Annotated in this window: 19 protein-coding genes; 12 read left to right on the forward strand and 7 right to left on the reverse strand. The window is 66.0% G+C overall.

Annotated features, from left to right (window positions below; genetic code table 11):
• Positions 1-135: 135 nt before the first annotated feature.
• Both NT151_00005 and NT151_00010 read right to left on the reverse strand, forming a co-directional pair.
• The gene (locus tag NT151_00005) at positions 136-1,059 is read right to left on the reverse strand and encodes a dihydroorotate dehydrogenase (GenBank protein ID MCX6537304.1); all 924 of its coding nucleotides are present in this window, start codon (positions 1,057-1,059) and stop codon (positions 136-138) included.
• Complete coding sequence (locus NT151_00010; protein MCX6537305.1) at positions 1,056-1,874, reverse strand: dihydroorotate dehydrogenase electron transfer subunit; 819 nt, start codon at positions 1,872-1,874, stop codon at positions 1,056-1,058. Before NT151_00010 ends, NT151_00005 begins: the two co-directional genes overlap by 4 nt.
• A 66-nt stretch (positions 1,875-1,940) precedes the next feature.
• On the opposite strand from NT151_00010, the gene NT151_00015 reads away from it, so the two are divergent.
• From NT151_00015 to NT151_00040, 6 genes are all read left to right on the forward strand, one after another.
• Positions 1,941-3,668, forward strand: coding sequence for an alkaline phosphatase family protein (locus tag NT151_00015; protein MCX6537306.1), 1,728 nt, complete (start codon positions 1,941-1,943; stop codon positions 3,666-3,668).
• Between the two features lie 167 nt (positions 3,669-3,835).
• Positions 3,836-4,384 (forward strand): bifunctional pyr operon transcriptional regulator/uracil phosphoribosyltransferase PyrR, encoded by a 549-nt coding sequence (gene pyrR, locus NT151_00020; protein ID MCX6537307.1) that lies wholly within the window; start codon positions 3,836-3,838, stop codon positions 4,382-4,384.
• On the forward strand, positions 4,381-5,334 hold the full coding sequence (locus NT151_00025) for an aspartate carbamoyltransferase catalytic subunit (protein MCX6537308.1): 954 nt from the start codon (positions 4,381-4,383) through the stop codon (positions 5,332-5,334). The genes pyrR and NT151_00025 overlap by 4 nt, the downstream gene beginning before the upstream one ends.
• A complete protein-coding gene (locus tag NT151_00030) occupies positions 5,318-6,664 on the forward strand; it encodes a dihydroorotase (protein MCX6537309.1) in 1,347 nt (448 codons plus the stop codon). Before NT151_00025 ends, NT151_00030 begins: the two co-directional genes overlap by 17 nt.
• On the forward strand, positions 6,661-7,281 hold the full coding sequence (locus NT151_00035; GenBank protein MCX6537310.1) for a phosphoribosyltransferase family protein: 621 nt from the start codon (positions 6,661-6,663) through the stop codon (positions 7,279-7,281). Before NT151_00030 ends, NT151_00035 begins: the two co-directional genes overlap by 4 nt.
• An 80-nt stretch (positions 7,282-7,361) precedes the next feature.
• Positions 7,362-8,258 (forward strand): TIGR02757 family protein, encoded by an 897-nt coding sequence (locus NT151_00040; protein ID MCX6537311.1) that lies wholly within the window; start codon positions 7,362-7,364, stop codon positions 8,256-8,258.
• Here NT151_00040 and NT151_00045 read toward each other — a convergent pair.
• From NT151_00045 to NT151_00055, 3 genes are all read right to left on the reverse strand, one after another.
• Positions 8,158-9,291 (reverse strand): glycosyltransferase family 4 protein, encoded by a 1,134-nt coding sequence (locus NT151_00045; protein ID MCX6537312.1) that lies wholly within the window; start codon positions 9,289-9,291, stop codon positions 8,158-8,160. The genes NT151_00040 and NT151_00045 overlap by 101 nt on opposite strands.
• Positions 9,269-10,039: a glycosyltransferase family 2 protein gene (locus NT151_00050; protein ID MCX6537313.1), complete on the reverse strand. Its 771-nt coding sequence runs from the start codon at positions 10,037-10,039 to the stop codon at positions 9,269-9,271. Before NT151_00050 ends, NT151_00045 begins: the two co-directional genes overlap by 23 nt.
• Positions 10,040-10,122: 83 nt before the next feature.
• Positions 10,123-11,739, reverse strand: coding sequence for a TolC family protein (locus tag NT151_00055; protein ID MCX6537314.1), 1,617 nt, complete (start codon positions 11,737-11,739; stop codon positions 10,123-10,125).
• Positions 11,740-11,975: 236 nt separating this feature from the next.
• On the opposite strand from NT151_00055, the gene pyrE reads away from it, so the two are divergent.
• The 6 genes from pyrE to rseP are packed head-to-tail and all read left to right on the forward strand — an operon-like array spanning position 11,976 to position 17,560.
• On the forward strand, positions 11,976-12,551 hold the full coding sequence (pyrE, locus tag NT151_00060) for an orotate phosphoribosyltransferase (GenBank protein MCX6537315.1): 576 nt from the start codon (positions 11,976-11,978) through the stop codon (positions 12,549-12,551).
• A 40-nt stretch (positions 12,552-12,591) separates the two neighbouring features.
• Positions 12,592-13,419: a tRNA pseudouridine(38-40) synthase TruA gene (gene truA / locus NT151_00065; GenBank protein MCX6537316.1), complete on the forward strand. Its 828-nt coding sequence runs from the start codon at positions 12,592-12,594 to the stop codon at positions 13,417-13,419.
• A 31-nt stretch (positions 13,420-13,450) separates the two neighbouring features.
• Complete coding sequence (locus NT151_00070; GenBank protein MCX6537317.1) at positions 13,451-14,242, forward strand: isoprenyl transferase; 792 nt, start codon at positions 13,451-13,453, stop codon at positions 14,240-14,242.
• On the forward strand, positions 14,239-15,027 hold the full coding sequence (locus tag NT151_00075) for a phosphatidate cytidylyltransferase (GenBank protein MCX6537318.1): 789 nt from the start codon (positions 14,239-14,241) through the stop codon (positions 15,025-15,027). Before NT151_00070 ends, NT151_00075 begins: the two co-directional genes overlap by 4 nt.
• Positions 15,024-16,217 carry a 1-deoxy-D-xylulose-5-phosphate reductoisomerase gene (locus NT151_00080; GenBank protein ID MCX6537319.1) on the forward strand — a complete coding sequence of 398 codons (1,194 nt, stop codon included), beginning with the start codon at positions 15,024-15,026 and terminating at the stop codon, positions 16,215-16,217. The genes NT151_00075 and NT151_00080 overlap by 4 nt, the downstream gene beginning before the upstream one ends.
• Before the next feature lie 14 nt (positions 16,218-16,231).
• Entirely contained in the window at positions 16,232-17,560 is a 1,329-nt protein-coding gene (gene rseP, locus NT151_00085) for an RIP metalloprotease RseP (protein MCX6537320.1), read from the forward strand.
• A gap of 180 nt (positions 17,561-17,740) precedes the next feature.
• Here the strand turns inward: rseP and NT151_00090 are convergent, their stop codons facing one another.
• Both NT151_00090 and cobA read right to left on the reverse strand, forming a co-directional pair.
• The gene (locus NT151_00090; protein MCX6537321.1) at positions 17,741-18,877 is read right to left on the reverse strand and encodes a glycosyltransferase family 2 protein; all 1,137 of its coding nucleotides are present in this window, start codon (positions 18,875-18,877) and stop codon (positions 17,741-17,743) included.
• A gap of 44 nt (positions 18,878-18,921) precedes the next feature.
• Positions 18,922-20,463, reverse strand: coding sequence for a uroporphyrinogen-III C-methyltransferase (gene cobA, locus NT151_00095; protein MCX6537322.1), 1,542 nt, complete (start codon positions 20,461-20,463; stop codon positions 18,922-18,924).
• Positions 20,464-20,487 lie beyond the last annotated feature (24 nt).

Below are 20,487 nucleotides of genomic sequence, written 5' to 3' on the forward strand. Positions count from 1 at the left end.
GCGTCGCCCGCATCGCGCGCGGGCCACGCGGCCTACCAGCGGCTGGAGCACGCGATGGACGCCTATCTGACGGAGGTGCACCTTGCTGCGTAGAAAACTTGACTCAAAAACTCAGATCCGAATCAATCAAGACTTCTAGGCGCGATCGGTTTGCAGCGTGCCCACCACGTCGGCGACCCGTTCGATGCCGTGTCGCTCGAGGTAGTCCTCGATACCAGCCAGCAACTTCGTCCAGATGAACGGATCGACAAAGCACGCCGTGCCCACCTGCACCGCGGTCGCGCCCGCGATCATGAACTCGAGGGCATCCCGAGCGGAGGTGATGCCCCCCATGCCGATGACCGGGATGCGGACGGCGCGGGCACAGTCGTACACCATCCGTACGGCGATCGGCCTGATGGCAGGTCCGCTCAGTCCACCCATCACGTTGGACAGTCTGGGCCGCCGTGTCTCCACGTCGATGGCCATCGCCAGGAACGTGTTTACAAGCGACACGGCATCGGCGCCCGCCTCTTCGGCCGCCTTCGCGAATGACGACACGCTGGTCACATTGGGCGTCAACTTCGGGATGACCGGCAGGCGCGTCACCTTGCGCACCGCACTGACGACGGCTGCCGTGCTGGCGAGATCGCAGCCGAACTGAATGCCCCCTTCCTTGATATTGGGACACGAAATGTTCAGTTCCAGCGCGGCGACGCCCTCGACATCCGAGAGGATGCGTGCCAGCTCCACGTATTCACTAATCGCTGATCCACAGATATTGACGATGACCACCGCGCCGAGACGCCTCAGCTCCGGCATCTTCTCGCGGACGAACCGGTGCACGCCGATGCCCTGGAGGCCGATGGCATTCAGCATGCCCGACGGCGTCTCAACGATGCGCGGCGGCGGATGGCCCTCTCGTTCGGTGAGAAAGAGGCCCTTGACGGCAATGGCGCCGAGGCTCGCCAGGTCGACCACTTCCGCGTACTCGAGGCCGTAGCCGAAACAGCCGCTGGCCGGAATGATGGGATTCTTCAGCACCAGCGAGCCGATGCGGACGCTCAGATCAGCCTTCATTCCCACACCACATCGTCACCATTGAACACCGGGCCGTTCAGGCACGATCGGACAAAGTGCGCACGCCCCTCGTCGTCTCGCACGCGGACCACACAGCTGTAGCATCCGCCCATGCCGCATCCCATGATGCGCTCGGTCGACAGCTGGGAGGGACGTCCGTACCGGCGGGCGAGATCTGCGACGGCCTTGAGCATCGGTTCCGGCCCGCAGGCATAGAGCGTGAGCCCGGCTGATGCGGGCTGCGCCGAAAGTGCACGTTCGAGCGGCACCGTCACGCGGCCGTGGCTGCCTCGACTGCCATCCTCGGTCGCCAGTTCGAGTGCGACGCCGCGGCTCTCGAACCACTCGAGGTAGAACAGGTCCGTGTGACTGCGGCCGCCGTAGAAAAGCCGGATCCGCGTGCCCGCCGACCGCAGCTCGTCAGCGAGCGTGGCAAAGGGCGCCAAGCCCACGCCTCCGGCGACCATCCACGCTTCCGATGGCGGGCCGACCGTGGTGAAGGGCTTGCCGAGCGGCCCGAGGCAGTCCAGGCGATCGCCAGCCGCCGCCTCGAACAGGCGCGACGTGCCGACACCGACGCGCTTGCAGAGAATCGAGATGGCGTACGGCGTGGCGTCGGCCCGCCGGAGTACCTCGAAGACCGAGAACGGCCGCCGAAGCAGCGGGTCCGTGCCATCGGCGGTCCGGATCATGACGAACTGGCCGGCCCGCGCGGTCCCCGCGATCGCAGGGGCGGCCAGCACCAGCACGTTGTAGTCGGCCGACAGGCGCGTGTTGGCCAACACCTCGGCGTGGACATCGACCGGAGCAGCCATGGAGAAAGTATACCGTCGGAGGTGTAAAGTACGATTGGGAGTCTGCGAGCTGTGCGATACCTTCGAATGCTTACCAATGCGGTGATTGCCGGTGTGGCCGTCGCCCTGTACATCGCCGTGCTGGTGCTGCAGCTCAATCCGCACTACTCGCTTTCCGGCTTTCCGGCGCTCGTGCTGACGCTCGTCGCCTCCTACGGCCTCAACGTGGCGGCCTTCTTTTACGCGTTGATTGTTGTACACCAGGTGGTTGCGGCCGAGCCGATCTCGCCCGGCTGGATCAGCTTCCGGGTGCTCGTGTGGCTCTGCGCGATTGGCTCGCTGGCGGGCGCGGCCCTGACCTGGACAAACCTGCTGGGATTCGGTCCGGTCCTCGACTCATCGACCGGGCTCCGGATGACGGGCGGGGCGGTGGCGCTCTCGCTCTGCGCGGCCTTCATGCTGATGCTGGCGACCTGGCACCAGTGGAAAGGCCACCAGGGTTCGAAGTACGAGCCGGCGCTGTTGGCGTTGCTGCTCATGGCATCAGTGGCCGTGCCGATGACGTTTCGCGGGCCCGGCACCGATGCCGCCAGACCGCCGCGCGACCCGGGAGAGCTCGCGGCGACGGCCGAAGCGGCGGGCGAGAGCCGGGTCATGCTGCTGTTGTTTGAAGGCGCCTCGCTCGACATCATCGCGCCGGCAGCCGCCGATGGACGTCTGCCGCATTTCGGACGGCTGGTCGAGTCGGCCGCATTCATGCACGTCGCGACGATTCGCCCCACCCAGCCTGGCACCGTGTGGACCGCCGCCGCGACAGGCAAGCTGCCGGTGAAGAACGGCATCCGTTCGGCAGGCACGTACTGGCCTGTTGGCGGCACGGATGCGATCGAGGTGTTGCCGGATTCGTGCTTCGCGCACGCGCTTGTCCGGTTCCGGTTCCTTCGGCAGCAGCTTCACACGAGCGGCGACCTGACTGCGCGACCGCTCTGGAACATCCTCAGCCAGCAGGGCGTGCCCGTCGGGATCGTCAATTGGTCCATCACCCAACCGGCTCGCCAGGTGCGCGGTTACCAGGTGAGCGACGAGTTCGAACGACTCGCGGGATCGAGCGTCGACCTGGAGAACACCCAGAGCGCGTGGCCGCGTGAAGCGGTCTCAGTCGCGGCAGCGGCGGTCATCAAACCCGGGGTCGATCCCCGAGGGACGCAGGCGACCGCCGGCAGCGACGCCAGCGAGTTGATTGCGACCACCTGCCGCTCCGACCGCGTGTACGAGCAGATGGCAACCGATCTCGAAGGACAATTCCCGAGCCGGTTCCAGGCGGTCCGCTACAGGTGCCTTGATGCGGCCGGGCACTATTTGCTGCGCTACGCGGTGCCCAATCCCTTCGGCGATGTATCCGAGGAGGACGTGCAGCGATACAACGTGGCGCTCGGCGGATTCTACGCGGCCGCCGACGCCGCCATTGGCCGGGCGGTTGCGATGATGCGGCCGGGGGACCTGCTCATCGTGATGTCCGGCTTCGGCATGGATCCGATGGACATCGGCAAACGGCTGCTCGAGAAGACATTCGGCAACCCGGTGCCGACCGGCACCCACGAGCGCGCACCTGATGGCTTCATGTTCGTGTTCGGCTCGGCCGTCAAGCCGGGCCGGTATGCCCGCGCGTCGATCGTCGATCTCGTACCGACCGTGTTGTATTTCTTCGGACTGCCGGTTGGCCGCGACATGGACGGATTTGCCAGGACCGACATCTTCAGCCGGGACTTCACGGCGCACAGGCCGATCACCTACATTCCCACCTACGAGCGGTAGCGAGGGAAGACGGCACCTGCGGTATACTGAGGCAGCTCTTTAACCGTGGTCCGAGAGGCCACGAAGAGGCACACCGTGAACCATCTCCGCACTCCGCTCGACGCCCGGTTGGACCCCCAACCGATGTCCATCCCCCAATTCCCAACCCGCTTGTTCCGGAGGATCAGATGCCAATCGTGATGGATCGCGATCGGGTCAGTCGATCGCTCACGCGAATCGCGCACGAGATCGTCGAGCGCAATCGCGGCGTCGATCAGGTCGCGCTGGTTGGCGTTCGGACCCGCGGCGTGCCGATCGCGCGACGGCTGGCCTCGCTCCTGCTGACGATCACGGGTCACGAGGTGCAGAACGGTGTCCTCGACATCACGCTCTACCGCGACGACTTGATGAAGCATGCGGTGGGCCCGCAACCCATCGTCCGGCGCACCGAGATTCCGTTTTCCATCGACGACCGCCACATCGTACTCGTGGACGATGTGCTGTTTACCGGGCGCACGATCAGGGCCGCGCTCGACGCGTTGATCGATTTCGGCCGGCCTCGCACGATTCAGCTCGTCGTGCTGGTCGACCGCGGTCACCGGGAGCTGCCCATCAAGGCCGACTACGTCGGCAAGAACCTGCCGACGTCGCTCGCCGAGACCGTCCGGGTCCGGCTCGACGAAATTGACGGCGTCGACGAAGTGATCATCGAGCGCGCTGAAGGAGACCAGGCATGAGCGAGACAGCCAGCCGTCTGCGGGGCAAGGACCTGCTGGGGATTGCCGACCTGGACGTGTCGGAAATTAACCTGATCCTGGACACCGCGGAGGCGATGAAGGAAGTCGCGTCGCGGCCCATCAAGAAGGTCCCGACGTTGCGGGGCAAGACGGTCATTAACCTGTTTTTCGAACCGTCGACGCGCACCAGGACGTCGTTCGAGATCGCCGAAAAACGGTTGAGTGCCGACACACTGAACATCGCCATCGCGATGTCGAGTGTCGTGAAGGGCGAAACGCTCATCGACACCGCGCTCAACCTCGAGGCGATGGCGCCCGCCATCATGGTGGTTCGCCACTCCTCGTCCGGCGCCTGCCATCTATTGGCGCGCACCTGCCGGGCCGGGATTGTGAACGCGGGGGATGGGACGCACGAGCACCCGACGCAGGGCCTGCTCGACGCCTTCACGATCCGCGAACGCAAGGGCCGGATTGCGGGACTGAAGATCGCGATTGTCGGAGACCTGCTTCACAGCCGGGTGTTCCGGTCGAACATCCTGCTGCTGACCAAGCTCGGCGCCGAGGTCTGGGCCTGCGGCCCGCCGACGCTGATGCCGCCAGAGCTGGACCGGCTCGGCGTGCATGCGACCACTCGCGTCGACGAAGCGGTCGACGGGGCCGACGCGATCATGATGCTGCGCATTCAGCTCGAGCGCATGCAAGGCGGCTTCTTCCCGTCACTCCGGGAGTATTTCACGGTGTTCGGGATGACGCCCGAGCGGGTGCGCCTCGCCAAGCCGGATGCGATCATCATGCACCCGGGGCCGATGAACCGAGGCGTCGAGATCGCGTCCGAAGTCGCGGATGGGCCTGCGTCGGTCATCCTCGACCAGGTGACCAACGGCGTGGCCGTCCGCATGGCGGTGCTGTACCTGCTGGCCGGAGGAGGCGAGAATGAAGTTGCTGCTTAAGGGCGCCCGCGTCGTCGACCCCGCGTCGGGCATCGATGGGATCCGTGACGTGCTGGTGGACGGCGATCGCATTTCCCGTGTGGACACGTCGATTCCCGCCGAGGCGGCTGTAGGCGCCGCCATCGTGGAACTGGGCTCGTCGCTTGTCGTGGTGCCAGGCCTGATCGACATGCACGTGCATCTGCGGGAGCCGGGCTATGAGCACAAAGAGACCGTCGCGACGGGCACGGCGTCCGCCGTGGCCGGTGGCTTTACCGCGGTCGCGTGCATGCCGAATACGAATCCGGTCAATGACAACGCCAGCGTGACGCGCTTCATCCTGAAGCAGGCCGCCGCGGCGAATCTGGCCCGCGTGTACCCGATTGGCGCGGTGTCGAACGGATCAAATGGGGAACACCTGGCCGAAATCGCCGACATGCGCGAGGCCGGGTGCGTGGCGTTCTCCGATGACGGACGACCGGTGGCGACGGCGGCGCTGATGCGGCGTGCGCTCGAGTACGCCGGCATGTTCAACATGCCCATCATCGATCACTGTGAAGACCGGTCGCTGGCCGGGGAGGGGGTCGCCCACGAGGGATTCCACGCGGCTCAGCTGGGGCTGCGGGGCATTCCGGCGGCGGCCGAGGACGTGATGGTTGATCGCGACATCGTGCTGGCCCACGCCACCGGCGGGCACGTCCACATCGCGCACGTGAGCACGGCAGGCGCGCTGCGCGCCGTGCAGGCCGGGAAATCGCGCGGCGCCCGCGTCACCTGCGAGGTGACGCCGCACCACCTCACACTCTCCGACGAGCGGCTTCGCGCCCCGCTCATCTACGACACGAACTTGAAGATGAACCCGCCGCTCCGGGGCACGACCGACCGCGACGCGCTGCTGGCCGGCATCAGGGACGGATCGATCGACGTCATCGCGACCGACCATGCCCCGCATCATGCCGACGACAAGCGGGTCGAATTCGACCGGGCGTCGTTCGGCATTGTCGGTCTCGAGACGGCCGTGTCTCTCGGCTTCGATCGGCTCGTCCACGCCGGCATCATCGGCATTGGCCGGTTGGTCGAGTTGTTCTCCGTCAACCCGGCGAGGATCCTCAAGGTGCCTGGCGGGCGGATCGCATCAGGAGACATGGCGGACATCACGATTCTGGCTCCTGATCTCCCGGTGACCGTGGCCGCCGCCGCGTTCCGGTCCAAGGCCAGAAACACCCCGTTTGACGGCTGGTCGCTGCGCGGAGGCGTGGCCGCAACCATCGTGGGCGGCCGCGTGGTTTTCGCCAACACGGCCGTGCCCCAGGCCGCCGGCCTGGAGAGGAGAGAGAGGAGAGAAACGTGAGAGGTCGGGACGAGATCCGCCAGAAGGCGTTCGACGAACTGCAACGGGCAGGCGTGCTCATGCTCGACGGACACTTCGACTACGGCAACGGGTACCACGGCCGGGTGTATCTGAACCCGCACCAGTTGTTCAGGTTTCCCTCGACCATCTGGCGCTTCGCTCAGGATCTGATCGACCTGATGCCGGCGACCATGATCGAACAGGCCGACGTGGTGGCCGGGCCGGCGACCGGCGGAGCGCTGCTGGCACACACGATTGCCGGCCTGCTCGACAGTCGGCGCAAACTGACGGAGCCCGCGCGGCTGTTCGCGCCTTTCGCGCCCGACCACGCGGGCGGGCACACGCTGCGTCCGTTCTACCGCGCGCAAATGGCGGGCAAGCGCGTATTGATCGCTGATGACGTGCGCAACACCGGCCAGACCTTTGAGCGGTGCGCGGCGCTCGTCAAGCAGGCTGGAGGCACCGTGATCGGCACCGTGGAGATTTGCGATCGGCTGGAGGCCATCGTGGATCTGGGCGTGCCGAATATCGCGGTAGCCGAGTACCGGGCGCCAGACAACTACGCCGCGTCGGCCTGTCCGTTCTGCCGCGACGGGCAGGCGATCAGTACCTTCTAATCACTCCCGGAGTGGTTGTGCCGGCGCACACACTCCGGGAGTGATTGTTGCATCGATCAATCGCGCCCAGGAAGCGCCGTATGGCCGACCCCCGCCGCCTCAAGCCCGCGCTCGACAGGCTCTACCACGAGTTTGACCGAAGCGCGCGCGTCAGCGATCCGATCGAACGCGTGCGCCCCTTCACCAACCCAGCCGATGCGGAGATCGTCGCCTTTTGCGCGGCCGGGCTGGCCTTTGGCCGCGTGACCAGCGTCCTGGCCTCGATCGATGCCCTGCTGGACGTGATGGGGCCGTCGCCGTCGGTCTTCGTCCGGCGGTTCGATCCGGAGCGCGACGGAGCCAGGCTTGAACATCTCGGGCACCGCTGGACGCGCGGACGGGACCTGGTGGCGCTGCTTTGGATCCTCAGACAGATGCTGGAGGTTGCTGGCTCTCTGGAGCAGTTCTTCGTCGACGGCGATGTGCCCTCCTCGCCGGACGTCGGCCCTGGGCTCGATCGGTTCTGCGAGCGTGCGCGGCAGCTGGATGTGACCCGGGCGTATGGACGGGCGGCCGGGCGGCTGGGCGTCCACACGTTCTTCGCGCGGCCGTCGGCCGGTAGCGCGTGCAAGCGCCTGAACTTGTTTCTGCGCTGGATGGTGCGTCGCGACGGAATCGACCTCGGCACGTGGACGCGCGTTTCGGCTTCGCGCCTCATCATTCCGCTCGACGTGCACGTCATCCGCGTGGGGCAGTGCCTGCGCCTGACGACCTACAGAACGGCCGGCTGGAGGATGGCCGCCGACATGACGGCATCACTGCGGACGATCGATCCTGACGATCCTGTGCGCTATGACTTCGCGCTGTGCCATCTTGGGATGCTGAACCTGTGCGGATTCAATCAGCCAGCGGGAGATTCCCATTGCCCGCTGAGGGGCGCATGCCGACCACGCGCTCGTAGACGGCGAGGGTCTCGTCCACCATTCGATCCACGCTGAAGCGCACGCGCACGCGCTCCAGGCCTGCCTTGCCCATCTGCGTCCGGAGCGGCGCGTCGTTGAGCAATCGCAGGATGGCCTCGGCCATCGCGGCGGGTTTCTGGACGGGCACCAGCAGCCCCGTGATCCCGTGTTCGACGACTTCAGGAATGCCGCCGGAGTCGGTCGCCACCACGGCCTTCGCCGAGGCCATCGCGTCCAGGATCGACGTGCCAAGCCCCTCGGTAATCGAGCTCATGACGAACACGTCCAGGCTCTTGAGCAGCGCGAGCACGTTGGGCTGAAAGCCGACGAGCCGGACGTTGTGATCGAGCCCGAGGGCCTTGATTTGCCGTTGCAGCTGCGGCCGCAGTTCGCCCTCGCCGAAGATGAGTACCTGGACGTCTGGCAGCGCGTGGGCGATGGCTGGAACCGCCTCGATCAGATATCGCTGACCCTTGTGCGCGACAAGCGCCGCGACGTTGCCGACGACAGGCGCGTGCGGCGGCAGCCAGAGTTCCGTGTGGACGTCTGCGGGAGGGATCGCAGCAATCCGATCGACGTCGACGCCCTCGTACACGGTGACCGCCCGGTCGTCCGGGATGCCATCATCGACGACCATTGCCCGGATCGCGTTCGACGAGCATACGACGCTCGCGGCCAGCTTGTACTTCCAGCGGGAGAAGGAGTTCCGCTTGAGATGGAAATCGACGCGGCGGGCGACGACTAACGCCGGCCGTTTGTCGCGGCCGAGCATCGACAGGGCCATCGCCGCCATCGACACGGCATGCGGATCGTGCGCGTGAACAACCACAGGTCTCAATTCGCGCAGCACGCGTGAGAGCTTCAGCGCCGCGGCAAAGTCCACCTCATGCAGCGGCGCCAGGCGGATCAGATCGTGTCCCTCCTGGGCACGGCGGGCCAATTCTCCCTTCGGGTGGGCCACGAGCACGGCGCGGTGGCCGCGCGCGCGCAGGCCCATGACGGTCTGAAGGACCTGGCTCTGTCCCCCGCGCCAGGAGACTGCGGTGTCAATGTGAAGGGAGAAGAGCATCTTGCTTCTTCGTGATCTCCCACAGCTTCACGAATTTCAGGAACACGTAATACGAGTTCAGCATCGACACGATCAACCCTGCCATGCCGTCGAGGACACCGCCGCGGGCCAGGTAGTTGCGCAGAAACGCCGCGGGCGGGTGGAACGCGACCTGGAACGCGCCGGAGCGCCGCCCATCCTCGAACATCTGGCGCGCCGCCAGACTCGAGTACCGATCGATGGTAGCCAGATGGTGCGAAACGTCCCGGTACGGGTAGTGCTGCAGATCGGCGCCGAGACGGGCGACCGCGCCCTGGGCGCTCACCGATTCGTGGACGTACCGGCCGGTCCATCGCGCGCGCCGCCGGTCGTACAGCCGGAGTTGATGGTCCGGGTACCAATCGGTCGAGCGAATCCAACGCCCGAGGTAATGGCTCACGCGAGGTACGCGGTAGCCGACGCAGGGAGGGTCGCTTCGCAGCAGCGCCTTGATTTCGTGACTGAGCTCCGGCGTCACGCGTTCGTCCGCGTCGAGCGAGAAAATCCAGTCGTGCGTGGCGATTGAGGCGGCGTAGTTCTTCTGCGCGATGTAGCCCGGCCAGTCGCGGATGACGACGCGATCGGTGAATCGCCGGGCAATCTCGACGGTGTCGTCCGTACTCTGCGCGTCGACGACAACGATCTCGTCTGCCCAGGAGACCGATTCAAGGGCCGCAGCGATGTTGGCCGACTCGTTGAGCGTGATGACAATGGCGGTCAAGCCGGGCACGAAGGGGAGTGTACTGCAATACTGGCCGGAAGAAGCAGGCGAGAGGCGGTAGGGTGCAACGCCTCACGCCTCACGCCTTGTGTCTACTGCCCGCCAACCAAGATGGACGAACCGCCCGCCGTGGGCGCTTCCTGAACCGTTTCAAGATCCACGAGCGACTTGTTGTAGTCGAGCAGCGCCGCGAGCGCCGAATACCGGGCATCCGCCAGGTCGCGCTGCGCCTGGAAGACCAGGAACGTGGTCGACATACCGGCGGCGTACTTCTTCTGCTCGGCCTCAAGTCGCCGTTGCATCAGCCGCTCGGTCGCCTGGGTTGACGCGACGCGTTTCTGGTTGGTTTCAACCTGCCTGGCCACGTCGCGCACCGAGCTGACCACCTGCAGTTCCAGGTTCTGCATCTGGATCCGCGACTGCGACAACTGCAGTTTCGTCCGGGCAAGAGTCGCTTCGGCGATGCTCGTGCCGATCGGATAGGACACGTTGATCGTGAACGACCAGCTACGGAAGTCGTTGCTGAGCAACCGGCTCAGCACCGTCCCGAACCCCTCGTCGATCTGCCCGATCACCGGCGGTGGGAACCCACCAGAGCCGTAGGCCAGCTTCGTGCCACCCGATCCGGTCAGGCCGTAGGCCACCTGGGCGTTGACGTCGGGCAGGATCTGGTTGCGCTGGAACTTGATGGTCGCTTCGGTGAGCTCGAGGTTCTTCCGCGCTGAGCGCAGGTCCGTGCGCTTCTCGAGCGCCGTCGTGACGGCGGCCTCCACGTCGACGACCTTCGGTGCGAACGTCGGCTGGTCCGTCAAATCGAATTTCACCGCCCAGAAGGTCGCAGACTTCGGATCGAGGATCAGCGTCCGCAGGGCGTCCTCGAACCGACGGACGGTCGATTCGGCGACAATGGCCGCCTCATCGCGCCGCGCCACCTCGGCCTCGGATTCGACGACGTTGATGGGCGCCATCGTGCCGATTTCGACGCGCGACCGGTCGTTGCGCAGCGATTCCTTGGCCAGGTCGAGCGACTGATCGGCCACCTTCTGGGCCGCCACCGCCGCCTTCAGATTCCAGTACGCGTACTTCACGTTGCGGATCGTCGCGAGCACGGTCTGGCGCAGCGACACGTCCGAGATGTCCCGGTTCATCTTCGTGACAATGAGCTGCTGCCGGGCATTGTCGATCTCGCGATTCCGGACGAGCGGCTGCGTGAAGTTGAAGTTGAGATTCGACCCGAGGGAGGGGTTTGGGCTGTCGTAGACGCTGTTCGACTTGCCCCGCGACGTGTCCCACAACACCGTGTAGTTGGCGCCCCACGGCAGCAGTTGATTGGCGCCGATATTGGCCGTCAACGAATCACGGGTCAGTTGGTCGCTCGCGCCCGCGAAGAAACTGGTGATTGGGTTTATCGTCCGGCCATCCCGCACCGTGGCCGTCAGGTTGGGTGTCCATGCAGTTCGGGCCTGGGCGATCGACAGGTCCTGCAATTCGGGATTGATCCGCTCAACCCGCACGTCCAGGTTGTTCTCGAGTGCCAGCTTGACCGCCTCTTCGAGGGACAGCGGTTGGGCCGGCCCTGCCGGCTGCGCCGGCGCGGCGGGTGTTGCAGGGGTGGCGGCGGGCGTCTGCGCGAGGGCGGACACCGACAGGCCAATGATCGACACCGCAATAAGGCATATCCGCGCGGCACGAGAAAGCTGTTGAAGCATTGCGATCGACTCCAGGGCTTGTACTGTCACTTCCGGAACGGGACCAGTGGACCTGCTGGCGTGAACGCATGCGACCGCGCCAGTCAGAGACGACTATCCTTTGGATATAGACGGATCAGGGTAGACCACGGTTCAGCAAATCCGCTCCGGGTATACTAGCCCGGACCATTCGCGAAGGCCAGGAACCCCGCCCGCCCGTTCGGTTGGGCATGCCCCATCCGCAGGAGCGTCAGGAGATGAAGCAGGACGATGTGCTGAGCCAGTTTCGGCGCCTGGGCGCGCTGCTCGAAGGCCACTTCAAGTTGTCGTCGGGCCTCCACAGCCCGGCGTACCTTCAGTGCGCGCTGGTGCTGCAACATCCGGCCGAAGCCGAGAAATTGGGCCGGGCACTGGCGGCGGTGATGCCCAGTGTGGAAGCCACCGTGGTGTTGTCGCCTGCACTTGGGGGCCTGATTATCGGCCACGAGGTGGCGCGGGCGTTGGGGGTGCGGGCCATTTTCGCCGAGCGCGTCGATGGCGCGCTGACGCTGCGGCGGGGGTTCGACCTGACGCCGGCAGACCGTGTGGTTGTCGTCGAAGACGTGGTGACCACGGGTGGCTCGACCCGTGAGACCATGGAAGTGGCCCGGGCTGCCGGGGCCACCGTTGTGGCCGCGGCTGCCGTCATCAATCGCAGTGGACACGCGTCACCTGTTGACGTGCCGTTTGCGGCGCTGGCCGCGATCACGCCGCCGACCTGCAAGCCCGACGCCTGCCCGCTGTGCGCGCAGGGGATGCCGGTGACCAAACCCGGGTCGAGACCGGGGAAGTAGCGCCTCGCGCCTACCGCCTAACGCCTGACGCCTGTTGAAGATGTCCCGCACGCTCAAGCTCGTCCTCGCCTATGACGGCTCCGCCTATGTCGGCTGGCAGCGGCAGACGAGCGGCCAGTCCATCCAGGGGCTGATCGAAGACGCACTCAGCCGGATTGATGGCGCACCAGTGGTCGTGGCCGGCGCCGGCCGCACGGATGCCGGTGTCCATGCTCTGGGCCAGGTCGCCAGTGCCCGGGTCGCGACCACGCTCGATCAACCGACGTTGAAGCGAGCGCTCAACGCCATCCTCCCGCCAGATGTCAGGGTCGTCAGCGTCGAGGATGCGGCTGACCAGTTCCACGCCCGGTATAGCGCGTCCGTCAAGACGTACGAATACTGGATCTGGCAGGGTGACGTCCTCCCGCCGTTCCTGAGGGCGTCGTGCTGGCAGATTCCGCGCCAACTGGATGTCGCCGCGATGGATGTTGCAGCTCGGCTGCTCGAGGGACGCCATGATTTTGGGGCGTTCCAGTCCGCGGGAGGCCATGTCAAGACAAGCGTGCGGACCATCTGGTCGGCGCGGGTCGGAGTCGGGACCGTGCGATCTGCGCGTGTCGCGTCACCCTTTGAATCCGCCCCCGAAGACGACAATGGCCATCCGGTCGTCGTGCGCATCGAGGCTGACGGCTTCCTTCGCCACATGGTCCGGGCGGTTGTCGGGACGCTGGTTGAAGTCGGAGACCACCGTCGCGATGCCGACACGATCGCGGCGCTTCTCGACCGCGCGGACCGCGGCGAGGCAGGCCCCACCGCTCCGCCGCACGGGCTGGTGCTCGTTCGGGTGCGCTATGGGCCGGCGGTGGCGCCTGATGCAGGAAGTCGGTAAGATTAGCTCTTGCGTAAATCAGGTTGTCCGCATGTCGCGTGAAGAACTCCTGGCCTGGGTGGCTGCAGGCTCGTCAGACGAGGCGCTGGCGCGGTCCATCAACTTCGACCGGCTCCCGGCCCACATCGCGATCATCATGGATGGCAACGGGCGGTGGGCGGCGCAGCGTCACCTGCCGCGGGTGAAGGGCCATCACGCCGGCATCGAGGCCGTGCGTGACACGGTAGAAACCTGCGCGCGGCTCGGTATCCAGGTGCTGACGCTCTACGCGTTTTCGGTCGAGAACTGGAAACGCCCTCTCCTTGAAGTCACGACCCTGATGGCGTTGCTCAAGCGCTACCTGCGCCTCGAACTGAAAACGCTCATTCGCAACAACATCCGGTTCCGCGTGATCGGCCGGTTCGAAGGCCTGCCCGCCGACGTGCAGAAGGAGCTGGTCAAGGCGGTCGAATCCACCTCGTCATCGACCGGCATGTTTTTCAACATTGCGCTGAACTACGGCGGCCGCGCCGAAATCGTGGATGCGGCCCGCCGCATCGTGGAATTGGGCGTCCGGAGCGAGGATCTCGACGAGCGTCGCTTCAGCGAGTTCCTCTACACGGCTGGCCAGCCGGACCCTGATCTTCTGATCCGCACGAGCGGTGAGATGCGAGTCAGCAATTTTCTGCTGTGGCAGATTGCCTACGCCGAAATCTACGTCACCGACGTGCTCTGGCCGGATTTCCGGCGCCGCCACCTGCTCGAAGCCGTCGCCGACTTCCAGAAACGCGACCGGCGTTACGGCGGCATCAAGCAACCGGCTCCAACCCGCGTGGCCCAGTGACTCGCATCCTCAGCGCCCTCGTCCTGATTCCCCTTGTCGTTTCTGGGATCTGGTTTGCGCCGCAGTGGGTCGTGGTGTTGCTGGTCGAGGCCGTGCTCGTGGCGGCGTTCATCGAGTACGCCGATCTGTATGAGAAGGCGGGCGTGCCCATGCCGCGCGTGCCGGCCTGCGCCGCCGCTGTCGTGACCTGCGCGGCCATCGCCTGGCCGGGACAGATGTCAGCGGATCTCGTGCTGATCGCCATCCTGATTGCGGTTTCGGCGGCCGTGCTCGGCGCGTATCAACCGGCCTCGCACGTGCCGGCCTCCGCCGCGGCGGCGCTGTTCTCGGCAGTCTATCTGGGCGTGCCGCTCGGCTGTCTGGCCGCCCTCCGCGGCGTGTTCGGCCGCGAGGCCCTCCTGCTGGTGTTGATCGTGGTGTGGATCTCAGACAGCGCGCAGTACTACGCCGGGCGGCTGTTCGGCCGGCACAAGCTTTCCCCGACCGTCAGTCCCAAGAAAACGGTCGAAGGCGCCATCGGCGGATTTGTCGCCGGCGTGGCCGTCATGATCGCACTCGGCAGGATCTGGCTTCCCGCGCTCTCGATCTGGTGGCTGGCCGGCACGGGAGCTGTGCTGGTCGCGCTCGGGATTGCGGGCGACCTGTTCGAGTCGCTGCTGAAGCGCAGCGCACAGGTGAAAGACAGTTCTGGTCTCATCCCGGGACACGGCGGCGTGCTGGACCGCATCGACGCGCTGCTCTTTGTCGGACCAGGGTTCTACCTGTTCCTGAGACTGCTGACGTGAGCCGCCTCCGATCGCACGCTCCGAAAATCCGCGTGGCCATCCTCGGATCGACCGGATCGATCGGCCGAAGTGCGCTGTCGGTGGTCGAGGCGCATCCGGACCGCCTCGAAATCGTCGGGCTGGCCGCGGGAAGCAACTCGACGCTGCTGGCCGCCCAGGTGGAACACCACCGGCCGCGTGTGCTGGCCATGGCCACCGCGCACGCACTCGATGCGGCCGCGCATCGCTTCGGGGCTGTGCGGCCGGCTCTCTGCGCTGCCGGCGCCGAGGGCCTGCTCGCCGTGGCGACCCATCCCGACGTCGACGTGCTGCTGTGCGCTTCGTCGGGCACCGCCGCGCTCGAAGCCGTGCTGGCCGCGATCGAGGCCCGCAAGACCATCGCGCTCGCCAACAAGGAAGTGCTCGTGATGGCCGGCGGGATCGTCACGGCTGCGGCCAGGCGTCGAGCGGTCGCCATCCTGCCGGTCGACAGCGAGCACAACGCCATTCATCAGTGCCTCCACGGGCGCGATCACGCGGAGATCAAGCGGCTGATTCTCACGGCGTCTGGCGGCCCGTTCCGCGAACATTCGGCTGCCGAGCTCAAGACAGTCAGTCCCGAAGACGCCTTGCGCCACCCGACATGGCGCATGGGGCGCAAGATCACCATTGATTCCGCGACGCTGATGAACAAGGGCCTCGAGGTGATCGAGGCGCACTGGCTGTTTGGGGCGGGTCCCGATCAGATCGATGTCATCGTACACCCGCAGTCGGTCGTGCATTCCATGGTGGAACTGTGCGACGGCTCGATCATCGCGCAGTTGGGCGTCACCGACATGCGCCTGCCGATCCAGTACGCGTTTTCGTACCCCGCGCGTTGGAGCGGCCCGTTGCCATCGCTCGACCTGGTGAAATGCGCGCCACTCGACTTCCAACTGCCCGATCACAAGCGTTTTCCCTGCCTCGGCCTGGCATACCGCGCTCTCCGGGCCGGGGGGAGCCTGCCTGTCGTGCTCAATGCGGCCAACGAGGTGGCGGTCGCCGCATTCCTGGCCGGCCGCCTCGGTTTCCTGTCGATCGCCGAGGCGATCGAGCGGGCCATGGACGCCCATGCCACCCGGGCCGTGTCCACCCTGGTCGAGGTGCGCGAAGCCGACACCTGGGCTCGCGAGTTCACCCAGGAGCTGGTCCGGGGTTACAATCAAGGTTGAGGCTCCCCTTGGTCATGAATACGTTGAACTCGATCGTTGCCTTCGTCTTTGTACTCGGCGTGCTGGTGTTCGTGCACGAACTGGGACACTTCCTGGTGGCGCGCTGGCTTGGCGTCCGCGTGATCACATTCTCGATCGGGTTCGGCCCGAAGCTCTTGAAGTTCCGGCGCAACGACATCGAGTACTGCATCAGTGCGTTTCCGCTCGGCGGCTACGTCAAGATGGCGGGCGAGAACCCGGACGAGCCGCTCTCGGGCAATCCTGGCGAGTTTCTCGCACGCAGCCGGTGGGACCGGTTCCGCATACTGGTCGCCGGGCCGGTGATGAACATCCTCCTGGCGGTTGTGCTGATGTGGGTCGTGCTCGCGCAGGGCGCACAGGTGCCCGCGTTCCAGGACGCGCCGGTGGTCATCGGCGCGGTCGGCGCCAAGTCACCAGCGGAAAAGGGCGGGATCAAGCCCGGCGATCGGATCACCAAAGTCGGCAGTCAACCCGTGGCCACGTGGGAGGAGTTCTACCTGGCGATTGGCGGTCGCGCGAATCGCGAAGTGCCGATTACGCTGCTGCGCGAAGGACGCGACACGGTCATCACCGTGACGCCGGTGGGGCAGACCAAGATGCAGATCGGCGACATCGGCGTGCTGCCGAATGTCCATCCCAGCATCAGTACTGTCGAGCGCGGCGAACCGGCGGAGAAAGCCGGCATCAAGACCGGCGACGTGGTGATGGCCGCCAACGGCGAGACGATCGTGTTCTCGAGCCAGTTGTCGGCGACGATTCGCAAGTTTCCAGGCGTGCCGATGACCCTTCGCGTGGCGCGGGACGGTTCCACGCTCGACATCGCGGTGACCCCACGGCGCCAGGGGGCGATTGGTGTGATCGGCATCCGCATTCAGGACGAGTTCAGGTTGGTGCAGCCCGGGGTCGTTGGCGCCCTCGGGATGAGCATCGACCGCAATATCCAGTTCAGCGGTCTGATCGCGCGCACCCTTGGCGGGCTGTTTACGCGGGAGACGTCTCCCAGCCAGTTGATGGGCCCGGTCGCCATTGCGCAGTTGTCGGGCGAATACGCCGCGCTCGGGTGGCTGGCGACTTTCACGTTCATGGCCTCGCTCAGCCTGAACCTCGGCCTGATAAACCTGCTGCCGATTCCCATCCTCGACGGCGGCCACATCCTCATCATGGCCATCGAATCGGTGGCCCGCCGCGATCTGAGCCTGAAGGTCAAGGAGCGGATGGTGATGGCGGGCTTTGTGGCGCTGATGCTGCTGATGGTGACGGTGGTCTATAACGACCTGTCACGCCTCTCCTGGTTCGGCCGCTTCATGCCTGGCGGACATTAGAAACAGCCGTCTGGCCAGTGGCTGAGAATCAGCCAGACAGTGGTTGATGTTCAGCCGGCGATCCCCCGCTATTGGCAATACAGGCGCGTGTCGCTGATGGCACCGCTTATTCACACTCAGGCCATCAAAACTGAATATCGCCGGAAGCGGTTCAGTCTTGCTGAACGCGAGAACGACCGGCTAGCGTCGGCGCAACCCGATGATACTCACCAGGAAGCTGGAGATCATTGTCTGGAATCCGAGGATGGTAACGGTCGCGCCCGCGACGGCGCGGGAGAGATCCTGCCCGGAACAGGCCAGCAGCACGACCCCGGCAACCAGCGCCGCGGCGCCAGAGAGCAGCCCCTTCTCCAGCGTCACCAGTTCATAGAAGCGTGTGAGTTTCGGATCTTCTGGCAGCAGCCGTTCGCTGACCGCAAACGTCTTGGCGAAAATCGCGAAGATGACCGACTGGTATCCACAAAGCAGACACGCGCTCGAGAGCAGCAGCGCTCGCGCGGCGGAGACCTCGCCGGCAGCCGCAGGGGACCAGGCCACGGCATAGCCGCCGGCGCCGACGAGCCACAACAGCAGCCCCGGCATCAGGAACAGCCAGCGCGGCGTGTAGAGCAGGAAGAACCGCAGCGCGCGCCACCCGTCCCGGAACGTCCGCAGATGCGCCCGGTGCACGACGCGCCGGTCGGGATAGACGGTGATGGGAACCTCGGCGATCCGCGCATGCAGGAGGCTGGCCTTGAGGATCATTTCGGCCGCGAATTCCATCCCCGTGCACTGCAGATCGAGCCGTTCGTAGAGTCCCCTGGTGAATCCCCTGAACCCGCAATTGACGTCGTGGACGGGACTCCGGTACCACCACCGGGACAGGAGCGAAAACAGCGGGTTGCCAATCCACCGGTGCGACCATTTCATCGCGCCGGGCATGATGCGTCCGCCGCCTGAGGGTAGCCGGCATCCCTGCGCGAGTTCGGCTCCGCCCCGCAGCCGCGCCACCAATTCGGGGATGGCCTGGAAATCATGCTGGCCATCGGCATCCGCCATGATGATGTAGCCACCGCGCGCCGACCCGATGCCGCCCATCAGGCCGTTGCCGTAGCCTTTGAGGTCGACGCGGACCACCCGCGCGCCGTGGCTGGCCGCAACAATCGGCGAATCGTCCGTGCTGCTGTCAGCGACGACAACCTCGCCGGCAATGTCGTGCTCCTGCAGCACGCCGATGGCGGCGTCGATGCAGGCGCCGATGGTGGCCGCCTCGTTCAGGCAGGGAATGACAATGGAGACTTCGACTGGATTGGTTTCGGCGCCTCGCTCAGGCGTCATCGGCGGTTCCCGGCGGTCGAGGGTGGCAGAAGCACCACGGGCTGCTACGCCTGTTTCGTGGTGCGCACGTGGCGCACGACGGCGGCGACCAGGCCGGCGCTCGTGTGATCGTCGGCGACGATGTCGGCGCGGATGCCGTGCGCCAGCAACGCCTGCGCGGTCACCGGGCCGATGCAGGCGACCAGCGTCCTGCGCAACAAATCGACCAGCGCCTCGGCGCCGTAGATGTCGACGAATTCGCGGGCAGTCGACGGGTTGCCGAACACGAGGATGTCGACCTGTTGCTCGAGCAATTTCTTGTAGAGATCGGGTTCGCCCTTATCGCCCGGCAACACCTTGACGATTCGATAGGCGGCAACCTCAGTCACCTCGGCGCCAGCTCTTCTGAGCTCCGCCGCCAGCACGTCGCGCACGCCTTCGGCGCGCGGAATCAGGATTCGGAGGCGGTCGAGGCGCCGCGATTCGGCGAGCGCCTCGACGATGCCCTCGGGCCTGTACTCGGATGGCTTGGCATCGACGCGGATGCCGAGCGCGGCGAATCGATCGACCGACGTCTGGCCAATCGCACAGATGCCCACACCGTGGAGGCTGCGGACGTCACTGGGCCCTGCCAGCAGCCGTCGAAGGAAGACGTCGGTGCCCGCCAGCGTCGGCAGCACGACCCAGTCGTAGGTGCCGATTTTCGCGCACGCCTCGTCGAGCGTCTCGTAGCCGGTCGGTGGCGCCATACGCACGGTCGGGGCCACGATCACGTCGGCACCCTGGTCTTCGAGCAGGTCGACCAACTCGCGGGCCTGCTCGCGCGGCCGGGTCACCACGACCCGCCGTCCCGACAATGGGCGCACGTCAAACCACCGCATATGCTCACGCAGGGCGGCTACCCGTCCGACGACGACGATCGCCGGCCGGGATTCGGTCGGCAGGGCGGTATCGGCCAGCGAGGCCAGCGTGCCGGTGATCGTGCGCTGCGTGGGCAGCGTGGCGTTGTAGATCAACGCCACCGGCTCGTCATCAGACCGCCCGTTGGCCCGCAGCGCCGCGAGCATGGCCGGAAGCTGCCTGGGACCGGCGTAACAGACGATGGTGCCGTCGAGTTTGGCGAGGCTCGCCCAGTCGAGATCCGGCGTGTCCTCTGTCGCATCCTCGTTACCGCGCACCAGCGTGAGCGTGTCTCCGCCTCCCCGATACGTGACGGCGATACCCGCGTAGGCGGGGCCGCCCACGGCTGCGGGAATGCCCGGCACGACTTCGAACCTCACTCCGTGTTCATGGAGAAACAGCGCTTCCTCGCCGCCATCGTCGAACACGAACGGATCGCCCCACTTCAGCCGCGCCACCTGCTTGCCCTCCCGGACCTTCTCGAGCAGGAGGTAGGCGATCGCGTCACGAGCTGTGCCCTGTGGCGCCGCGCGCCCGACGTCGATGCGCTCGGCATCCGGTCTGGCATACCGCAGGAGAGACGGGTGGACGAGCCGGTCGTACACGACGACGTCAGCCCGCCCGAGGCTGTTGGCCCCGCGCACGGTGATCAGGCCCGGATCGCCCGGGCCGGCCCCGATAAAACAAACCATTGGACGATTCGGCATGGGACACCTGCCCGGCCGGCTACC

The organism is Acidobacteriota bacterium (genome assembly GCA_026393675.1).
Taxonomy (GTDB): Bacteria; Acidobacteriota; Vicinamibacteria; order Vicinamibacterales; family JAKQTR01; genus JBAXOX01.

What these genes read in the sequence shown, in the direction of transcription:
- NT151_00005 (MCX6537304.1), bottom strand. Translation starts at nt 1,059, where the DNA reads ATGAAGGCTGATCTGAGCGTCCGCATCGGCTCGCTGGTGCTGAAGAAT.
- NT151_00010 (MCX6537305.1), bottom strand. Translation starts at nt 1,874, where the DNA reads ATGGCTGCTCCGGTCGATGTCCACGCCGAGGTGTTGGCCAACACGCGC.
- NT151_00015 (MCX6537306.1), top strand. Translation starts at nt 1,941, where the DNA reads ATGCTTACCAATGCGGTGATTGCCGGTGTGGCCGTCGCCCTGTACATC.
- pyrR (MCX6537307.1), top strand. Translation starts at nt 3,836, where the DNA reads ATGCCAATCGTGATGGATCGCGATCGGGTCAGTCGATCGCTCACGCGA.
- NT151_00025 (MCX6537308.1), top strand. Translation starts at nt 4,381, where the DNA reads ATGAGCGAGACAGCCAGCCGTCTGCGGGGCAAGGACCTGCTGGGGATT.
- NT151_00030 (MCX6537309.1), top strand. Translation starts at nt 5,318, where the DNA reads ATGAAGTTGCTGCTTAAGGGCGCCCGCGTCGTCGACCCCGCGTCGGGC.
- NT151_00040 (MCX6537311.1), top strand. Translation starts at nt 7,362, where the DNA reads ATGGCCGACCCCCGCCGCCTCAAGCCCGCGCTCGACAGGCTCTACCAC.
- NT151_00045 (MCX6537312.1), bottom strand. Translation starts at nt 9,291, where the DNA reads ATGCTCTTCTCCCTTCACATTGACACCGCAGTCTCCTGGCGCGGGGGA.
- NT151_00055 (MCX6537314.1), bottom strand. Translation starts at nt 11,739, where the DNA reads ATGCTTCAACAGCTTTCTCGTGCCGCGCGGATATGCCTTATTGCGGTG.
- pyrE (MCX6537315.1), top strand. Translation starts at nt 11,976, where the DNA reads ATGAAGCAGGACGATGTGCTGAGCCAGTTTCGGCGCCTGGGCGCGCTG.
- truA (MCX6537316.1), top strand. Translation starts at nt 12,592, where the DNA reads ATGTCCCGCACGCTCAAGCTCGTCCTCGCCTATGACGGCTCCGCCTAT.
- NT151_00070 (MCX6537317.1), top strand. Translation starts at nt 13,451, where the DNA reads ATGTCGCGTGAAGAACTCCTGGCCTGGGTGGCTGCAGGCTCGTCAGAC.
- rseP (MCX6537320.1), top strand. Translation starts at nt 16,232, where the DNA reads ATGAATACGTTGAACTCGATCGTTGCCTTCGTCTTTGTACTCGGCGTG.
- NT151_00090 (MCX6537321.1), bottom strand. Translation starts at nt 18,877, where the DNA reads ATGACGCCTGAGCGAGGCGCCGAAACCAATCCAGTCGAAGTCTCCATT.
- cobA (MCX6537322.1), bottom strand. Translation starts at nt 20,463, where the DNA reads ATGCCGAATCGTCCAATGGTTTGTTTTATCGGGGCCGGCCCGGGCGAT.